The sequence below is a fragment of the Maricaulis sp. genome, from assembly GCF_015665295.1.
Lineage (GTDB): Bacteria > Pseudomonadota > Alphaproteobacteria > Caulobacterales > Maricaulaceae > Maricaulis.
On record NZ_JADFAJ010000001.1, the window covers coordinates 203,611 to 219,799 of the forward strand.

The 16,189-nt window shown below is 64.3% G+C and carries 22 protein-coding genes; 14 read left to right on the top strand and 8 right to left on the bottom strand.

The features are described 5' to 3' along the window. Window positions 1-6: 6 nt before the first annotated feature. Window positions 7-579, bottom strand: a complete 573-nt coding sequence (locus tag QZZ02_RS00960; protein ID WP_291841662.1) for a hypothetical protein — start codon at window positions 577-579, stop codon at window positions 7-9. A gap of 175 nt (window positions 580-754) precedes the next feature. On the opposite strand from QZZ02_RS00960, the gene QZZ02_RS00965 reads away from it, so the two are divergent. The 5 genes from QZZ02_RS00965 (at window position 755) to QZZ02_RS00985 (ending at window position 4,405) form a co-directional block, all read left to right on the top strand. Continuing rightward, on the top strand, window positions 755-1,060 hold the full coding sequence (locus QZZ02_RS00965; protein WP_291841663.1) for an aa3-type cytochrome c oxidase subunit IV: 306 nt from the start codon (window positions 755-757) through the stop codon (window positions 1,058-1,060). Window positions 1,061-1,188: 128 nt separating this feature from the next. After that, window positions 1,189-2,319, top strand: coding sequence for a Re/Si-specific NAD(P)(+) transhydrogenase subunit alpha (locus QZZ02_RS00970; RefSeq protein WP_291841664.1), 1,131 nt, complete (start codon window positions 1,189-1,191; stop codon window positions 2,317-2,319). 2 nt (window positions 2,320-2,321) lie between these two features. Beyond that, the gene (locus tag QZZ02_RS00975; protein WP_291841665.1) at window positions 2,322-2,660 is read left to right on the top strand and encodes a proton-translocating transhydrogenase family protein; all 339 of its coding nucleotides are present in this window, start codon (window positions 2,322-2,324) and stop codon (window positions 2,658-2,660) included. Between the two features lie 2 nt (window positions 2,661-2,662). After that, window positions 2,663-4,066 carry an NAD(P)(+) transhydrogenase (Re/Si-specific) subunit beta gene (locus QZZ02_RS00980; RefSeq protein WP_291841666.1) on the top strand — a complete coding sequence of 468 codons (1,404 nt, stop codon included), beginning with the start codon at window positions 2,663-2,665 and terminating at the stop codon, window positions 4,064-4,066. 48 nt (window positions 4,067-4,114) lie between these two features. Beyond that, a complete protein-coding gene (locus QZZ02_RS00985) occupies window positions 4,115-4,405 on the top strand; it encodes a hypothetical protein (RefSeq protein ID WP_291841668.1) in 291 nt (96 codons plus the stop codon). On the opposite strand, the gene QZZ02_RS00990 is transcribed toward QZZ02_RS00985, so the two are convergent. Further along, window positions 4,402-5,022, bottom strand: a complete 621-nt coding sequence (locus tag QZZ02_RS00990) for a class I SAM-dependent methyltransferase (RefSeq protein ID WP_291841670.1) — start codon at window positions 5,020-5,022, stop codon at window positions 4,402-4,404. The genes QZZ02_RS00985 and QZZ02_RS00990 overlap by 4 nt on opposite strands. Window positions 5,023-5,131: 109 nt before the next feature. Here QZZ02_RS00990 and QZZ02_RS00995 point away from each other — a divergent pair, with 109 nt between their 5' ends. Then, complete coding sequence (locus QZZ02_RS00995) at window positions 5,132-5,677, top strand: DUF4269 domain-containing protein (protein WP_291841672.1); 546 nt, start codon at window positions 5,132-5,134, stop codon at window positions 5,675-5,677. Between the two features lie 4 nt (window positions 5,678-5,681). Here QZZ02_RS00995 and QZZ02_RS01000 read toward each other — a convergent pair whose 3' ends face one another. Further along, window positions 5,682-6,005, bottom strand: a complete 324-nt coding sequence (locus QZZ02_RS01000; RefSeq protein ID WP_291841673.1) for a TraR/DksA C4-type zinc finger protein — start codon at window positions 6,003-6,005, stop codon at window positions 5,682-5,684. A gap of 90 nt (window positions 6,006-6,095) precedes the next feature. On the opposite strand from QZZ02_RS01000, the gene QZZ02_RS01005 reads away from it, so the two are divergent. The 3 genes from QZZ02_RS01005 (at window position 6,096) to QZZ02_RS01015 (ending at window position 9,022) form a co-directional block, all read left to right on the top strand. Next, window positions 6,096-6,593 (top strand): DinB family protein, encoded by a 498-nt coding sequence (locus tag QZZ02_RS01005; protein ID WP_291841674.1) that lies wholly within the window; start codon window positions 6,096-6,098, stop codon window positions 6,591-6,593. Between the two features lie 93 nt (window positions 6,594-6,686). Beyond that, a complete protein-coding gene (locus tag QZZ02_RS01010; RefSeq protein ID WP_291841676.1) occupies window positions 6,687-7,628 on the top strand; it encodes an ATP-binding cassette domain-containing protein in 942 nt (313 codons plus the stop codon). Beyond that, window positions 7,628-9,022 (top strand): ABC transporter permease, encoded by a 1,395-nt coding sequence (locus QZZ02_RS01015; RefSeq protein ID WP_291841678.1) that lies wholly within the window; start codon window positions 7,628-7,630, stop codon window positions 9,020-9,022. Before QZZ02_RS01010 ends, QZZ02_RS01015 begins: the two co-directional genes overlap by 1 nt. A 2-nt stretch (window positions 9,023-9,024) precedes the next feature. On the opposite strand, the gene QZZ02_RS01020 is transcribed toward QZZ02_RS01015, so the two are convergent. Then, window positions 9,025-9,477, bottom strand: a complete 453-nt coding sequence (locus QZZ02_RS01020; protein WP_291841679.1) for a helix-turn-helix domain-containing protein — start codon at window positions 9,475-9,477, stop codon at window positions 9,025-9,027. A 70-nt stretch (window positions 9,478-9,547) separates the two neighbouring features. Here QZZ02_RS01020 and QZZ02_RS01025 point away from each other — a divergent pair, with 70 nt between their 5' ends. Together QZZ02_RS01025 and QZZ02_RS01030 are read left to right on the top strand one after the other, a co-directional pair. After that, entirely contained in the window at window positions 9,548-10,291 is a 744-nt protein-coding gene (locus QZZ02_RS01025) for an SDR family NAD(P)-dependent oxidoreductase (protein ID WP_291841680.1), read from the top strand. Continuing rightward, complete coding sequence (locus QZZ02_RS01030; protein ID WP_291841682.1) at window positions 10,291-10,893, top strand: 2-hydroxychromene-2-carboxylate isomerase; 603 nt, start codon at window positions 10,291-10,293, stop codon at window positions 10,891-10,893. The genes QZZ02_RS01025 and QZZ02_RS01030 overlap by 1 nt, the downstream gene beginning before the upstream one ends. A gap of 90 nt (window positions 10,894-10,983) precedes the next feature. On the opposite strand, the gene rpsU is transcribed toward QZZ02_RS01030, so the two are convergent. Next, on the bottom strand, window positions 10,984-11,220 hold the full coding sequence (gene rpsU, locus QZZ02_RS01035; protein WP_075188542.1) for a 30S ribosomal protein S21: 237 nt from the start codon (window positions 11,218-11,220) through the stop codon (window positions 10,984-10,986). Window positions 11,221-11,373: 153 nt separating this feature from the next. Between rpsU and QZZ02_RS01040 the strand changes: the two genes are divergently transcribed. Together QZZ02_RS01040 and QZZ02_RS01045 are read left to right on the top strand one after the other, a co-directional pair. Then, the gene (locus QZZ02_RS01040; RefSeq protein WP_291841685.1) at window positions 11,374-12,051 is read left to right on the top strand and encodes a COQ9 family protein; all 678 of its coding nucleotides are present in this window, start codon (window positions 11,374-11,376) and stop codon (window positions 12,049-12,051) included. Between the two features lie 149 nt (window positions 12,052-12,200). Continuing rightward, the gene (locus QZZ02_RS01045; protein ID WP_291841688.1) at window positions 12,201-12,845 is read left to right on the top strand and encodes an alternative oxidase; all 645 of its coding nucleotides are present in this window, start codon (window positions 12,201-12,203) and stop codon (window positions 12,843-12,845) included. Here QZZ02_RS01045 and QZZ02_RS01050 read toward each other — a convergent pair. From QZZ02_RS01050 to purE, 3 genes are read right to left on the bottom strand one after another with little or no spacing between them, the layout of a single operon-like run. Then, window positions 12,842-13,627 carry a metallophosphoesterase gene (locus QZZ02_RS01050; RefSeq protein WP_291841691.1) on the bottom strand — a complete coding sequence of 262 codons (786 nt, stop codon included), beginning with the start codon at window positions 13,625-13,627 and terminating at the stop codon, window positions 12,842-12,844. The genes QZZ02_RS01045 and QZZ02_RS01050 overlap by 4 nt on opposite strands. A gap of 40 nt (window positions 13,628-13,667) precedes the next feature. Then, on the bottom strand, window positions 13,668-14,747 hold the full coding sequence (locus tag QZZ02_RS01055) for a 5-(carboxyamino)imidazole ribonucleotide synthase (RefSeq protein WP_291841692.1): 1,080 nt from the start codon (window positions 14,745-14,747) through the stop codon (window positions 13,668-13,670). 5 nt (window positions 14,748-14,752) lie between these two features. Beyond that, the gene (purE, locus tag QZZ02_RS01060) at window positions 14,753-15,274 is read right to left on the bottom strand and encodes a 5-(carboxyamino)imidazole ribonucleotide mutase (RefSeq protein ID WP_291841693.1); all 522 of its coding nucleotides are present in this window, start codon (window positions 15,272-15,274) and stop codon (window positions 14,753-14,755) included. 131 nt (window positions 15,275-15,405) lie between these two features. Between purE and QZZ02_RS01065 the strand changes: the two genes are divergently transcribed. Continuing rightward, a complete protein-coding gene (locus QZZ02_RS01065) occupies window positions 15,406-16,173 on the top strand; it encodes a GGDEF domain-containing protein (protein ID WP_291841694.1) in 768 nt (255 codons plus the stop codon). Window positions 16,174-16,189 lie beyond the last annotated feature (16 nt).

Consider the following 16,189-nt stretch of genomic DNA (forward strand, 5'->3'; position numbering starts at 1 on the left):
CCTTTCTCAGGCCGGGGCCGCAATCATGCGGCGATAGCGGTTCGATTCCCATGAAAGCCCGGCCGCGGCCAGCAGGTAAAGGCCGCTGACCACGAGCGGGATGCCGACCAGGCTGTATTGCGGCGCGAGGAAAAAGATCGCCGTCACCGCCGCGACCCGGACGATCGCGTGAGCCATGCAGACCTTTGACGCATAGCCCCAGCCGATGATCGGCCAGTGCAAGCTCATCCCGATGGCGAGCGTCAGCGGCGCGGCCTGGGGCGCCGTCCAGACCACGATCATGTGGATCGGCCAGAGCAGGTTGATCGCAACAATGGCCGCCGTTGTGACCCCGGAAAGCGGCGATTTGGCCTTCATGAAGGGCGATTTGAAAACGCCCTGCAGCACCAGGCCGACGGGAAAGATCGCGCCGGAGAACATGGCGGCCGTATAGGCCCATTGTGTCGGCTCCATCCAGGTCCCGGCGATCGCCAGGCAGGCCCAGTAGATGGCACCGGCCACAGGAAGCGAGACGCCGCCACCGGCGGCTGCCGAGTATCGCCGGCGTTCATTGAGGATGTCTGTCGAAAGATCGGTCATGAGAGGGCTCCATTTGCCTGGAGCCAATCTGGCGCCATGCCCGGCATCGCGGCAGACACAGGCGTCACCGATCGGACATGACAGGTGTCATCTGCGGCATATGGCGCCGACATCTTGGCGGAACATTCAACGCGTGCTATCCGCTCGAAACCAGTTTGACGGAGGCACGCAACCGATGGCGTCTGATTATGTTCGTGGCGAAATGGACATCGCCGACCAGAAAGCCACCTTTGGCGGTTTCATTGCAGTATCGGTGTGGGGCAGCCTGCTCACCGTCGTCACCGTGCTTTACCTGACGCTGGCCTTCGCAGTCGAGTTTGACTGGCTGGTCTCGTTGATCGCCACAGCGATCGTCGGCGGCGTGCTTGGCCTGGCGCTCGGCATGAAGACGTCTTGGTATGTCACGCTTGGCGGACTTTTCGTCTTCGGCCTGGTCTGTGGCGGCCTTGTTCAACTGTTCGGTATGGCGCTGGGCGGCTGATTTCCTCACCGCCTCTTCGCACTGCACAATTTTTCCCGATTTCGGTCTAGAAATTTCCCGGAGGGGCCTTCCCCTCACGGGAGAATTCGCGCATCCTCGCCGCATCAAGCCAAAAGCGGCGGGACGAAATGCGAATTGCCATTCTGAAAGAACGACATGCGGGCGAAACCCGCGTGGCAGCCACCCCTGAAACCGTCAAGAAATTCGTGGCCGCCGGCCATGAAGTCGCCATCGAGAAGGGCGCGGGCCTGACCGCCGCCGTGACCGATGAGGCCTTTGCCGACGCAGGTGCGAAGATCGGCACCGCAGCTGCAACACTCAAGGGCGCCGACGCGCTGTTCGCGGTGCGCAGCCCGGACGAGGCAACGCTGGCCAAGCTGAAAGGCGTCCTGCTGGTCGCCCATCTCAGCCCGCACGGCAACACCCGGATGGCCGAGGACCTGGCCAAGGCCGGCATCAATGCGCTGGCGATGGAATTCGTGCCGCGCATCACCCGTGCCCAGGCCATGGACGCGCTGTCCTCGCAAGCCAATCTCGCCGGCTATCGCTCGGTCATCGAGGGCGCCGAACTCTATGGCCGCGCCTTCCCGATGATGATGACAGCCGCCGGTACGGTCGCCCCCGCGAAGACCTTCGTGATGGGGGTCGGCGTGGCCGGCCTGCAGGCGATCGCCACGGCGCGCCGCCTCGGTGCCATCGTCACCGCGACCGATGTCCGCCCGGCGGTGAAGGAACAGGTCGCGTCCCTGGGTGCGAAATTCATCGCCGTCGAGGATGACGAGTTCAAGCAGGCCGAGACTGCCGGTGGCTATGCCAAGGAAATGTCCAGGGAATACCAGGCCAAGCAGGCCGAGCTGGTGGCCAGCCATATCGCCAAGCAGGACATTGTCATCACCACTGCCCTGATCCCGGGCCGCCCGGCCCCGACCCTGGTCACCAAGGCCATGGTCGAGAGCATGAAACCGGGCTCGGTCATTATCGATCTGGCCGCGCCCAATGGCGGCAATTGCGAATTGACCAAGGTCGATGAAGTGGTCGAGCACAAGGGCATCAAGATTGCCGGCTATGGCAATCTGCCCGGTCGCCTCGCCGCCGACGCCTCGGCGCTCTACGCCAAGAACCTCGCCAACCTCCTGCCGCTTCTCGTCAATGAGGAGGGCGGGCTCGCCCCGCACTGGGATGATGAGGTCATCCAGGGCATGGCGCTGACCAGGAATGGTGCCGTTGTGCATCCGAGCCTGACGAAAAAGGAGTCCTGATCATGGAAGCCGTTGATCCCGTCATCTTCCGCCTGGCGATTTTCGTGCTGGCGGTCTTCGTGGGCTATTACGTCGTCTGGTCGGTGACCCCGGCCCTGCACACGCCGCTGATGGCCGTTACCAATGCCATTTCCTCCGTCATCATCGTCGGCGCCCTTCTGGCCGCCACGGCGACCGCGACCGGATCCGGTGACGTTGCTGCCACGGCAGCACAGACCGAAGGGGCCGGCTTCTCGCGCGGGCTCGGCTTCATCGCCATCATCCTGGCCAGTGTGAACATATTCGGCGGCTTCCTCGTCACCCGCCGCATGCTCGCCATGTACAAGAAGAAGGAGCGCTAGAGATGTCAGCCAATCTCGCTGCCCTGCTCTATCTGGGCTCCGGCATCCTCTTCATCTTCGCCCTGCGCGGCCTGTCGAATCCGGAAACCGCGCGCCGCGGCAATCTGTTCGGCATGGCCGGCATGGCGATCGCGATTGTCACCACCCTGCTCGCGGTCAATCTGGACGGGGCCTCGATCGCCCTGATCATTGGCGGCATCATGATTGGTGGCGGCATCGGGGCGATCATTGCCCGGCGCGTGCCGATGACGGCCATGCCGCAACTGGTCGCGGCCTTCCACTCGCTGGTCGGTCTCGCCGCCGTGCTGGTCGCTGCGGCCGCCCTCTATGCGCCAGGCGCCTTCCACATTGCCGACGCGATGGGGGATCTGAAACATCTCTCCCTGTTCGAGCTGTCGCTGGGCACGGCGATCGGCGCCATCACCTTCTCCGGATCGGTCATCGCCTTTGCCAAGCTGAACGGCAACATGTCCGGCGCGCCCATCATGCTGCCGGCCCGCCACCTGCTGAACATCGCCATCGGCGCTTTCATCGTCATCATGATCGCCTTCCTGATGGCATCCGGCGGCGACGCCAAGACGGCCTTCTGGCTGATTACCCTGGCCGCCCTCGTGCTTGGCGTGACCCTGATCATCCCGATCGGCGGCGCCGACATGCCGGTCGTGGTGTCGATGCTGAACTCCTATTCCGGCTGGGCTGCCGCGGCGCTCGGCTTCACGCTGGAAAATACCGCGCTCCTGGTCACCGGCGCGCTGGTCGGCTCGTCCGGGGCGATCCTGTCCTACATCATGTGCAAGGGCATGAATCGCTCCTTCATCTCGGTCATCCTGGGCGGGTTCGGCGAAAGTGGCGACGCGGCAGCTGCCGCCGGGCCACAGGGCAATGCCAAGCAGGGTTCGGCCGAGGACGCCGCCTTCGTGATGAAGAATGCCGGCAAGGTCATCATCGTGCCGGGCTATGGCATGGCCGTCGCCCAGGCCCAGCACGCGCTCAAGGAAATGGCCGACGTGCTGAAGGCCGAGGGCGTCGACGTCGCCTATGCCATCCACCCGGTCGCCGGCCGGATGCCGGGTCACATGAATGTGCTGCTCGCCGAGGCCAATGTCCCCTATGACGAGGTCTTCGAGCTGGAGGATATCAATTCCGATTTCTCCAATGCCGATGTGGCCTTCGTGATCGGCGCCAATGACGTCACCAATCCGGCTGCCGAGGATGATCCCGGTTCGCCGATCTACGGCATGCCGGTCCTACAGGTCTGGAAGGCGCGCACCGTCTTCTTCATCAAGCGCTCGCTGGGCTCCGGCTATGCCGGCGTCGAGAACCCGCTCTTCTTCCGCGACAACACGATGATGCTGCTTGGCGACGCCAAGAAGATGACCGAAAGCATCGTGAAGGCGCTGGATTAAGCCCAGGCTTCAGCTGCGGTTCAGCTTCGCAAGCGCAGGCTGAACCGCATGCTGGCCACACTCGCCCTCATCACCGCTGCCCCCGGCATTGCCGAAGACTGCTCCTTCAACGGCATTGCGCTGCAAGGGCCTGTCGCGATCGTGGAGAGTTTTCCCGACATCCGGGTGCAGGTCGTGACCAGCTTCCCCGACCTCAAGGTCAAGACGGTCGCTGCTTTGCCGGATGAGTGCGGGACATGGGAATTCGTCGACAGCTTCCCGGACTTCACCATCCAGTTCGTGACCAGCTTCCCGGACATCAGGATTGAATACGTGACGAGTTTCCCGGGGATGCCCTAGCGCACACCGGCCAGGCCCTTGTAGACATAGCCGGAGAATTTCGGCGTCCCGGGCAAATAATCCGCCTCCAGCCGGTCAATTCTGAAACCCGCCTCAGCGATCAGCTTGTCCATCGGACGGGTCAGATGACAGCCGCCGCCAATGGCCTTCCAGACCGGCTCGATACGGTGTTGCCAGCGCGCGATACCGGCATCCCGCGCCAGCCCGTGCTCGACAAAGACGAGGCGGCCCTCCGGCTTGAGCACTCGGCGCATTTCCGAAAGCGCCAACTGGAAGTCCGGGATCGTGCACAGCGTGAAAGTCAAAAGAACGGTATCAATGGACCTGTCCTCCACCGGAAGCGCTTCGCCCGGCGCGTCGATGAGCTCGACCGGTATGGCCTGACCGGCAATTGCCCGCCGGGCCTTGGTGCGCATGCCTGCGGACGGTTCAACACCGACAATTCCGGTAACCGACTGCGGGTCGTAAAAGGGCAGGTTGGTACCCGACCCCATGCCAACCTCGAGCACGCGACCGCGCGCCTCCGGAACCATCAGACGCCGCTGTTTCAGGATTGGCCGGGTTCCGCAGGCGCAGGCGATGAGATTTGGCAGGATGCGTTCGCTGTAAAAGCCCATGGCCGGTCCCCTTTTGTGATTCCGCAGGCTGTCGCAACGGGGCGCAGCTGTCCATCACCCTGAAGGACGCGGATTGACAGTTTTGCCGCCGCGCGCGAGATCGCGGGCCATGACCGATCGCCTGATGCCCTGCCCGGAAATCCGCCGCCTGATGTCCCGTCACGGGCTGATGCGCAAGCTGGCACGCTGGACACCGCGCTGGGTCGGCTCCATCCCGCTTTCCGTCCACGGGCCTGGCGCCGATATCGACATTGCCTGCTGTGCCACAACGGGGCTTGCAGCCTTCAAGTCAGCGCTTTCCACCCTGTGGCCGGACGCGGAGGTCGTCGACAACCTCCATGCAGGCGAAGCCTCGATCATAGCCCGGATGGTCATTGAACACGTCCCGGTCGAGATCTTCGGCCGCGAGCGCCCGGTCGAGACCCATGAAAGCTATGTCCACTGGCTGGCCGAGCACCGCCTGCTGCAATGCGCCGAGGACCGGCTGCGCACGGACGTTCGTGCCGCCAAGGCCGACGGGTTGAAGACCGAGCCGGCCTTTGCACGATGCCTGCAGCTCGGCGGCGACCCCTATGTGGAATTGCTGAAACTCGCCTCGCCGGGCGATGACGCGCTGCGCAGCCTGATCCGTCAGGCCGGCTACAAGGCCCGCTAGCGCATCAGGCGCAGGCCGAACAGCGCGGGGCTGCCGCGTCAATCTCGAGCCGGGCATCCTCGATCGGCTCGCCGCATTCGGCGCACCAGCCGAACTCATCCTCGTCAATGCGCACCAGGGCGGCATCGATCCGGCGCATTTCCTGGACCCGCCGCGCGTCGGCGGCCTTGGCCATGGCCTGGACCTGCATCGAATCCTGTCGTGAGAGACGTCCGACCGATTGCTGGTCGAGCTCGACCGGCTTGCGGTCCTCGCTGGAGGCATCGGACAGGTCGAGTATTTCCTGGCGCAGGGCATTGAGCCGTGCGCGGGCATCTTCAGGGGACATGTATCCTCGCCCTTGCGTGCCAAAACGGCGCGGGCACTATCTGCGGGATCGAGACCGCCGACCAGCGCGGCACACAGCCCGGAGGGCCTGATGCGCGACCACTTCCTGCAACTCGCCGACTACAACGCCTGGGCGAACCAGCGGATTTACAGTGCCGCCCGTGAAATCGGGAGCGAGCCGCGCCGCCGCGATATCGGTGCCTATTTCGGATCCCTGCAGGGCACGCTGACCCATATCCTGGTCGCCGACCATCTCTGGATGGCCCGCCTGCTTGGACAATCCGCGCCCCATGCCCGGCTTGACGCGACGCCGACAACCGATTTCGAGGCCCTGTGGGCGGCGCGGCGCGAACAGGATGCCGCGACGCGGGCCTTCATCGCCGGGCTGGATGACGACGCCATCCTGGCTGACTTCGCGTACAAGGATATGGGCGGCATTTCGCGCACCCTGCCACGCCGCATCATCCTCACCCACATGTTCAACCACGCCACCCATCACCGCGGGCAGGCGCATCACCAGCTCACCCGGCTCGGCCTCGCCGAACCGCCGCCGCTGGACCTGCCGTATTTCGTCCTCGACCTCGCCTGACTGGGCGGGAAGGGGGACGGCAAACTGCCCAATACCGGTGGCCGCCTGCCACTATCCTGACTAGGCTCCGGCGCGATCATGATAGGGGGCACCATGTCCGAGACCATTCTCGAACTATCCAACGTTTCGAAGACCTTCAATGGCAAGCCGGCCGTCCGGGATGTCAGCTTCAAGGTCCAGCGCGGCCAGATCACCGGCTTTCTCGGCCCCAATGGCGCCGGCAAGACAACCAGCCTGCGCATGTCGCTGGGCATTCTCACGCCCGACAGCGGCACGGTCAGCCTGTTCGGCGGCAAGCCGCGGCCGGCGGCGCTCGACCGGGTCGGCTTTCTGCCCGAGGAGCGCGGCATCTACCGCAAGATGAAGGTGATCGACGTCATCACCTTCTTCGCCCGTCTCAAGGGTGTCGGCGCAGCGGAGGCCCGCAGGCGCGGCCTTGCCATGCTGGAAGAATTCGATCTGCCGGACGTCGCCGACAGCAAGGTCAAGACCCTGTCCAAGGGCATGGCCCAGAAGGTCCAGATCATCTCCACCCTGGTCCACGAGCCGGAATTCATCATTCTCGACGAGCCCTTCTCCGGTCTCGACCCGGTCAACCAGAATGCGCTCGAGCAAATCGTCCGCCGCCAGGCCGAAGCCGGGCGGACCGTGCTGTTCTCGACCCATGTCATGGAGCATGCCGAGCGCCTGTGTAACCAGATCGTGCTGGTCGCCAAGGGCCGCAAGGTGTTTGACGGCAGCGTTAGCCAGGCGCTCGGTGAAGTGCCCCGGCGGGTTACGGTGGAAGCGGCCTCCGATCACGATCTGAGACAGATCCTCGCCGGAAAAGGCCAGATCGCCCGCGAAGCACCGGTCGACGGTAATGCAGTCTGGACGATCGATCTCGCCACCGGAACCGACGCCCAGGATGTCCTCAAGGCCTGCGTCGACAGCGGCGTGAAACTGGCCCGCTTCGAGCCAGTTCGCGCCCATCTCCACGACGCCTTTGTCCATCTCGTCGGCGCCAGCGCCGCTGCCGAAACGGAGGCCGTGTGATGCGCGCCATCTATCTCATCGCCCGCCGCGAATTCCTCTCCTATGTCGCCACCTGGGGCTTCTGGCTGTCGCTGGCCTCGGTGCCGATGTTCATGGCGCTGGGCATCGGCATGCCGATCCTGATCGAGAACTCCCAGCCGACACGCTACTACGTCCTCGTCGACGAGACAGGCGGCAGGCTGGAGGCGGCGCTCGAGGCCCAGGCGGAAGCCAGCCGGGCCGAGGACCTAGAACGCACGCGCGAAGCCATGCGCGAGATGTTCGGCGACCTGCCGCAGGTTGAAGCCGCGCTCGCTGCCCAGCCGCAGCTCTCAGACGAGCGTTACCTGCGCGTCGATGTCGGCGAGACCGAGCTCGACGCGCTGCGTCCCTATCTCACCGGCGGCGCCAGCTTCACAGCCGCCGATGGCGGGCACAGCCTGTTTGCCGCCGTCTTCCTGCGCCAGGACGCCGAAGGCGCGATCGAGGTCGATTATTGGAGCACCAATGTTTCCGATGGCGGCCTGCGCTCGCAGATCCGCAATTCCCTGCGGGACTACATGCAGACGCAGTATCTCATTGATGCCGGGGTCAGCCCGGACCTGATCGAGACCGCCGGAGGCCTCTCACCCGATGTCCGCGAGCTCAACCCGGAGCGCACCGGCGATACGGCGGAAGTCACCGCAGCCGAGCGCATTCCGCTGATCGTCAGCGCGATGACCGCGTTCGGCCTGTGGATCATCATCTTCTCGGTCGTCAACATGCTGCTGACCGCGATGATCGAGGAGAAGGGCAACAAGGTGCTGGAAATGATGCTGGCCTCGACCCGGCACCATGAAATTCTCACCGGCAAGCTGATCGGCGTCGCCGCCGTCTCGGCAACCCTGCTGATCGTGTGGGGCGGCATGGCCCTGCTCGGGACTTTCGGCGTGCAACAGGTCGCGGCAGCCGCGGATGTACCGATCGCCGAGATCCTCGCCGCCGTGCTCGATCCCGGCCTTCTGCTGCCGGCGCTTGGCTATTTCATCATCGGCTATCTGATGTATGGCGCCGTCTTCCTGGCCATCGGCTCGCTGTGCGAGACGCTGCAGGATGCCCAGACCCTGATGAGCCCGATGATGCTGATCATGATGGTGCCGATCTTCCTGGTCATGATGGCGATCGACTCGCCGGACTCACCTATCGTCGCCTTCGCCAGCTGGGTTCCGCTGTGGACGCCCTACCTCATGCTCGCACGCCTGCCACATGAAGTCGGAATGGTGGAAATCATCGGCACCACGGCCGGAATGATCGCCTTTGCCGTCTTTGTGATCTGGGGCTCCGGCGTCCTGTTCCGCATGGGCGCGCTCAACCAGGCCAACCAGGATACGGTGAAGGGCTGGTTCAAGATCGGCGGCCAGAAAAAACCGGCCTGAGGTTAGGCCGAGCCGGGTCCGGGGCGTGCCAGCACGTCCCGGGCACCGACCGGCTCACCGCATTCCGAACAACTCAGCACGCTGTGGAAGTCATGGCCGCAGGTCTTGTGGGTATGGACCACCGGCGGACCGGCCCGACCGGCATAGTGATGATCACCCCAATGGACGAGCGATAGCAGCGCCGGATAGAGGTCCAGCCCCTTTTGCGTCAGCCGGTATTCATGGCGCAGCGGGCGGGTCTGGTAGACCTGTTTTTCCAGCACACCTTCCTCGACCAGATGGGCGAGACGTTCGGCGAGGACACGGCGTGCGATTCCGAGCCGGGCGCGGAAATCATCAAAACGCCGCACCCGCAGGAAGGCCTCGCGCAGGACCAGCAGGGTCCAGCGATCCCCGACCACCGCCAGCGTGCGGGCCAGGGAACACCTCTCGTCTGACAACTCATTCCATCGCATGAGTTCGCTATGCCATTGACTCAGTCCCATTTCAAGACTTAGTTGGTCTTATTTCAAGATGGAGCGGGTCATGGACAAGCGAAATGCCAGCTGCGCGATTGTCGGCGCCGGGGATTTCATCGGCGCGGCGATCGCGCGGAAATTTGCGGCAGAGGGCTATGTCGTCCATGCCGGGCGGCGCAATTCCGACAAACTGGAACCGCTTTGCAAGACAATCACCTCAGCAGGCGGGCGCTGCGTCGCGCATCATCTTGATGCGCGCCAGGAGGAGAGCGTGAAAACTTTCCTCGAGGCCGCCAACGCCGACGCACCGCTGGAAGTCGTCATCTCCAATCCCGGAGCCAATGTGCAGTTTCCGCTGCTCGAAACAACAGAGCGTGTGTTCACCAAGGTCTGGGAGCTGGCCTGTAAGGCGGGCTTCCTGACCGGGCGCGAGGCGGCGCGGATCATGCTGGATCACGGTCGCGGCTCGATCTTCTTCACGGGCGCCACCGCCAGCCTGCGCGGCGGGTCGGGCTATGCCGCCTTTGCCAGCGCCAAGGGCGGCCTGCGCATGATGGCCCAGTCCATGGCGCGCGAGCTCGGACCGAAGAACATCCATGTTGCCCACCTCGTCATTGACGCCGGCGTCGACACCGATTTTGTCCGCGACCGGATCCGCGCCCTGCATGGCGACGAGGTCGCCGCGGACCTGCCCGCTGACGCCCTCACCAATCCAGATTCGATCGCCAACGCCTACTGGACCCTGCACCAACAGAGCCGGGACGCCTGGACGTTCGAGATGGACCTCAGACCCCATGGAGAGACCTGGTAATGACCCAAATTGACGTCCTGATCGATCTGGCGAGCCCGAACGCCTATCTCGCCCACAAGGTCCTGCCCGGCCTCGCCCTGCGTACCGGCGCGACGCTGCGCCATACGCCTGTCCTGCTCGGCGGCCTGTTCAAGCTGACCGGCAACCAGGCACCCATGCTGGCGTATTCCGACATCCCCAACAAGCTGGCCTATGAGGGGCGCGAGTTCGAGCGCTTCATCGCCAGGCATGGCCTGTCGTATTTCACCTTCAACCCGCACTTTCCCGTCAACACCCTGCTGTTGATGCGTATGGCGGTAGCGGCCGACGCGGCGGGCGTGCTGCCGGCGTTTCTGGACGCCGGCTTCCATCACATGTGGGAAGCACCGAAGAAAATGGATGAGCCGGAGATTATCGCCGCAGCCTTTGCCGATACCGACCTCGACGTTGAAGCCCTGCTCGCGGCGGCCGGGACACCGGAGATCAAGGCAAAACTGATGGCCAATACCAAGGACGCAGCGGCACGAGGCGCATTCGGCATCCCGTCCTTCTTTGTCGAAGGGGAGCTGTATTTCGGCAAGAACACGCTGGACGAGATCGAGCGCATCCTCACCAACCGCTGAAAATCGAACTTTGAAATTCAGGCAAAAGGAAACCGCCGTGTCCGATGGGACACGGCGGTTTCACTTTACTCGCAATGAGGCCTGGCGACCCTAGCGACGCGTCGTGCCGCCACGCTTGGCGACGAGACCTTCGCGCTGAGCCCGCTTGCGAGCCAGCTTGCGCGCACGGCGAATGGCTTCAGCCTTTTGGCGAGCCTTTTTCTCCGAGGGCTTCTCGTAATGATTACGACGCTTCATTTCGCGGAAAGTACCTTCCCGCTGCATCTTCTTTTTCAGCGCGCGGAGCGCTTGCTCCACGTTATTGTCGCGCACAACGATCTGTACGATGGCTCTCTCTCCATAGGTTGGACGCGAGGGCCATTCCTCACGTCGCTAGTTCGCCAGAGGCGGGGCTACTAGCAGAGCTGCGACCACGTGTCCACACTGTCAGCACACACGGGCGAGGTGACGAAGCCACCGCACTGGTCTAGACAGATCGACATGATGGAAGCCGATACCCTGCCCCGCTCCGTGAAGGATAACACACGCGACGCGCTTTTAGAGTCGATTCTACCGTTGGCCGCCTTCGATGGCTGGACCGATGACAGTTTCGCCCGGGCCTGCACCGATGCCGGCATCGACAAGGGCCAGGCCCTGCTGGCCTGCCCGCGTGGCGTGCTCGACCTGATCGTGCGCTGGTCCAGGCGGCTCGACCAGGCCGTAGTGACCGCCGTGAGAGGCGCTGACATCAAGGCGATGAAGGTCCGCGAGCGGGTCCGATTCGGAGTCATGGCCAGGCTCGAGGCGATCGGCCCGCACGAGGAGGCGGCCCGCAGGGCGCGTTCCCGCCTCATGCTGCCCGACGCCGCCAGCGAGGCACCGCAGCTCCTGTGGGCCACCGCAGACACGATCTGGCGCGCCATTGGCGACGCTTCGACCGATGTGAACTTCTATTCCAAGCGGACCATACTGGCCGGCGTCTATGGCTCGACCCTATCGACCTGGCTCAACGAGGCCGACACGGAGAAGGCCGAAGCCCAAGCTTTCCTCGACCGTCGCATCCAGAATGTGATGGATTTCGAGAAGACCAAGGCCAATATCGCCAGGCTCACGGCCGAGCTGCCGGATCTGGCCGGCCTGCTGGGCAAGCTGCGCCACGGACCGGGCCCCCGGGTCTAGGCGTCCGGTCGGCTGCGGGCTTCAATCCGCCTGGCGAATACCCACAACCTGATTGCGAGATTTATCGACGCGCGGCGCCGTGCCACCTTCCGCCCTGTCCCGTCCGCGCGCACCGTGTCGCCATGCACCGTCCCAAACGGGAGACCGACATGACGACGACGGACCACATCATTCTCGACCAGCACAGGAAGCCTGACGGGCTGGGCGACCATATCGCCCTGGGTTTCGTTAAATTCCTGCGCTTCTTCGCCGACACGTTTTTCGCCAAACGCTATGGCCACCGCGCCGTGGTGCTGGAAACCGTTGCCGCCGTGCCCGGCATGGTCGGAGGCCTCCTGCAGCATCTCAAGGCGCTGCGACGCATCCGCGATGACGAGGGCTGGATCCGCACCCTGCTGGATGAGGCGGAAAACGAGCGCATGCACCTGATGACCTTCATCGAGATCGCCAAGCCGACCCTGTTCGAGCGGATCGTGATCATGATCGTCCAGGCGATTTTCTATAATTGCTATTTCTTCCTTTACCTCTTCGCGCCGCGCACGGCGCACCGTGTCGTCGGCTATTTCGAGGAAGAGGCGGTGATCAGCTACAGCCAGTATCTCGACGGCATTGATGCGGGCAAGCACGAGAATGTGCCGGCGCCGCAGATCGCCATCGATTACTGGAAACTGCCGGCCGATGCCCGCCTGCGCGATGTTGTGGATGCCGTGCGGGCCGACGAGGCTGGTCATCGCGACGTCAATCACGATTATGCCGACCAACTCGGCCGCAAGCCGCGCACGCAGACCGCCTAGTCGCGCTCGTCGTCCACCGCCCAGCGGGGCGAGTGGAACCAGGCCTCACGGGCGGGCACCTGGACATAATCGCGCTCGGGCCAGCGCATCGCGGTCAGATGGCCGCCAAACACGCAGCCTGTGTCGATACAGATGACATTGTTGCGTTCGCGAATCTCAGGCTCGGCGACATGGCCGTGCACGACGGTCGGATCGCCCGCGTAATTGCGGGCCCAGTCGCGCCGGATCGGCAGGCCGTGCATGTCGCGCTCGCCAGTGACCTCGCCATACATGGCAAAGGCCCGCACCCGTGACGAGTCCTCGCCATGCATGTCGGCCTGGACCCCGGCATGGGCAACGATCAGCCGGCCCTCATCCAGGATGAGATGGTGCGGCAGGGTGTCGATGAAATGGCCGAGTTCGCGATGGAAGGGGTCGGGCTCGGCCTGCATCTGATCGATGGTCTCGCGGATGCCGTGCGAAATTTTCACATCGCGACCGGCCAGCCAGCGCCGGAACTTGTCGTCATGATTGCCGACCACGCAATAGCCGCGCCCGGCGGTGACGGTCGCCTTCACCGTTCGCAGCACGCCGGGACTGTCGGGGCCGCGATCGACAAGATCACCCAGGAAGACCGGGCGGCGGCCTTCCGGATGGTGCCAGTCATGCACATCACGCCGGTCATAGCCCAAGCGTTCGAGCAGAGCCGCCAGCTCGTTGAAACAACCGTGAATATCGCCAATCAGGTCGAACGGGCCGCGGTCATCAATGTAGGCGCGCGGATCGGGAGGCGTTCGGATCATGCCCCTAACATAAGCGGTCGGGCGGCCATTGGAAGCAGGCTCAGAGCGGCGAGAGCCGGTTGACATGCCCCATCTTGCGGCCTGCACGGGTCTCGCGCTTGCCATAGAGGTGCAGACGCGCCCGCGGATCGGCCGCCAGTTCGGCCCAGGCGTCGGCATCATGGCCGATCAGATTGGTCATCACACAGGCCGAATGGGCAGCGGGGTCAGCGAGCGGCCAGCCGGCAACGGCACGCATGTGCTGTTCGAACTGGTCACAGCCGCAGCCATCCATCGTCCAGTGTCCGGTATTGTGAACCCGCGGCGCGATCTCGTTGACGATCAGCTCGCCCGCGCCGAGATCAAACAGCTCGACCGCAAAAACCCCGACATGACCCAGCCCGTCACCGAGGGCACGGGCAATCGCCAGGGCCCGGCCCTGGGTCGCGCTGTCGATACCCGGAGCCGGCGCGGTCGCGGTCTTGAGGATGCCATCGCCATGGACATTCTCGGACAGGGGGAAGGCCATAACCTCGCCGCTGACCGAACGGGCCGCGACGACAGAGAGTTCGCGAATGAAGGCCGCAGCGCCCTCAAGAATGGCCGGCTGACAGCCGATCGTTTCCCAGGCCGCGCGCGCGTCCTCGGCGTCACGGATCCAGGCCTGCCCCTTGCCGTCATAACCGAAGCGCCGTGTCTTCAGGACGGCCGGCAGGCCGATATCCTCGATCGCGGCCTCCAGGCTGTCGATATCGTCGACCTGGGCGAAGGGGACGGTTCTCACGCCCTGCTGATTGATGAAATGCTTCTCGATGAAACGGTCCTGGGTCAGTTCGAGCGATCTGGCGCCGGGACGCAGCGCCGAAGCGGCGGCCGCAATCGCCACGGTTTCCACCGGCACATTCTCGAACTCATAGGTGATGGCGTCGCAGCGGCTGGCGAAATTGGCCACAGCACCGGCATCATCCCACGGCGCGCAATAGCTGCGCGCAGCGACGCGGCTGGCCGGGCAATCGGGTTCGGGGTCATAGATGTGGACGTCAAAGCCCAGCGCGGCGCCGGCGCTGGCCAGCATGCGGCCCAGCTGGCCGCCGCCCAGAATGCCGATCACACTGCCCGGAACCAGTGGCCCATCGCTCATGGCAATCAGTCCTCGACCGTCACCGGGACGCTGTCGGTCTGGGCCTGGCGCCAAGCGTCGAGCCGTTCGGCAATGCCGGCATCCATCAGCGACAGGATGGAGGCGGCCAGCAGGCCGGCATTCTTAGCACCGGCATCACCGATCGCCAGGGTGCCGACCGGTACACCGCCAGGCATCTGGACGATGGAGAGCAAGCTGTCCTGACCATTGAGCGTCTTGGACTTCACGGGCACGCCCAGCACGGGAAGGCTGGTCATCGAGGCGACCATGCCCGGCAGGTGCGCCGCACCGCCGGCGCCGGCGATCACGACCTTGATGCCGCGGCCGCGTGCCGACTTGGAAAACGCCACCAACCGGTCCGGCGTGCGATGCGCTGACACGACCTGCGTCTCATGGCTGATCCCCAGCTCCGCCAGAATGTTGGCGGCTTTCTTCATTGTTGGCCAATCCGAGCGCGAGCCCATGATGATGGCAACGTCGACGGGATATCTGGAGAGGTCGGATGAGGACGGCGAAACTTCGCTCATGACGCTTCCTGCGCGTGAAAAGGAAGCGCGCGACCATAGCTTCACGCGCGTGAACGTCAAGAACATCCGGCAAGACAAAGTCAAAGCGCGTCCGCTTGACCGTTTCTTAACCACACTTGGCGAGCCTGAGGATGAAGAGAATCGAACTGGATCGTGCCATGCGCATCGGACCGACCGGCCCAACCGGGAATGTTTCCCGCCCCAGCAAGACCGAGACTGCCCGCCGCGGCGGTGGCAGCGAACAAGCGAGTGCCGTACCGTCGGATGCCGCTTCGATCATGGGCGTGCCGGAAGCTGAACTGACTCCGAATGTCCAGCGCGCGCTTCTGTCGCTGATGGGCGAGGTCGACCAGCTGCGCAAGGAGACCGAGCGTCTGCGCGGTCGCGTCCGGGAACTGGAATCGCTGGCAGATCACGACGTCATGCTGCCAGTGCTGAACCGCCGCGCCTTCCTGCGCGAAGTCAGCCGGGCGCTCGCCCTGGCCGAGCGCCACAATGCACCGTCCGCCCTTGTCTATTTTGATCTCAACGGCTTCAAGGCGATCAACGACCAGTATGGTCATGCCGCCGGCGATGCCGCCTTGCACCATATCGCCAATCTTCTCACGGCCCATGTCCGCGAAACCGACGCGGTTGGCCGTCTCGGCGGTGATGAGTTTGCCGTGGTCCTGACCCTGACCGGGGCTGACGGAGCGGAAAACAAGGCGCGCGAACTGGCCGACCGGGTCTCCACGACACCGTTCGACTATGCGGGCCGCAAGCTGATGGTGAGCACCGCCTGGGGCTGCCAACCGCTGCAGGCCGGCAAGCGTGCCGAGGACGTCATGGCGAGCGCCGACGCCGCCATGTATGCCTGCAAGCAGGCGCAAAAATCAGGGGATGAGCGCAAACAGGCCTGACGGGCCTGTACGCGCC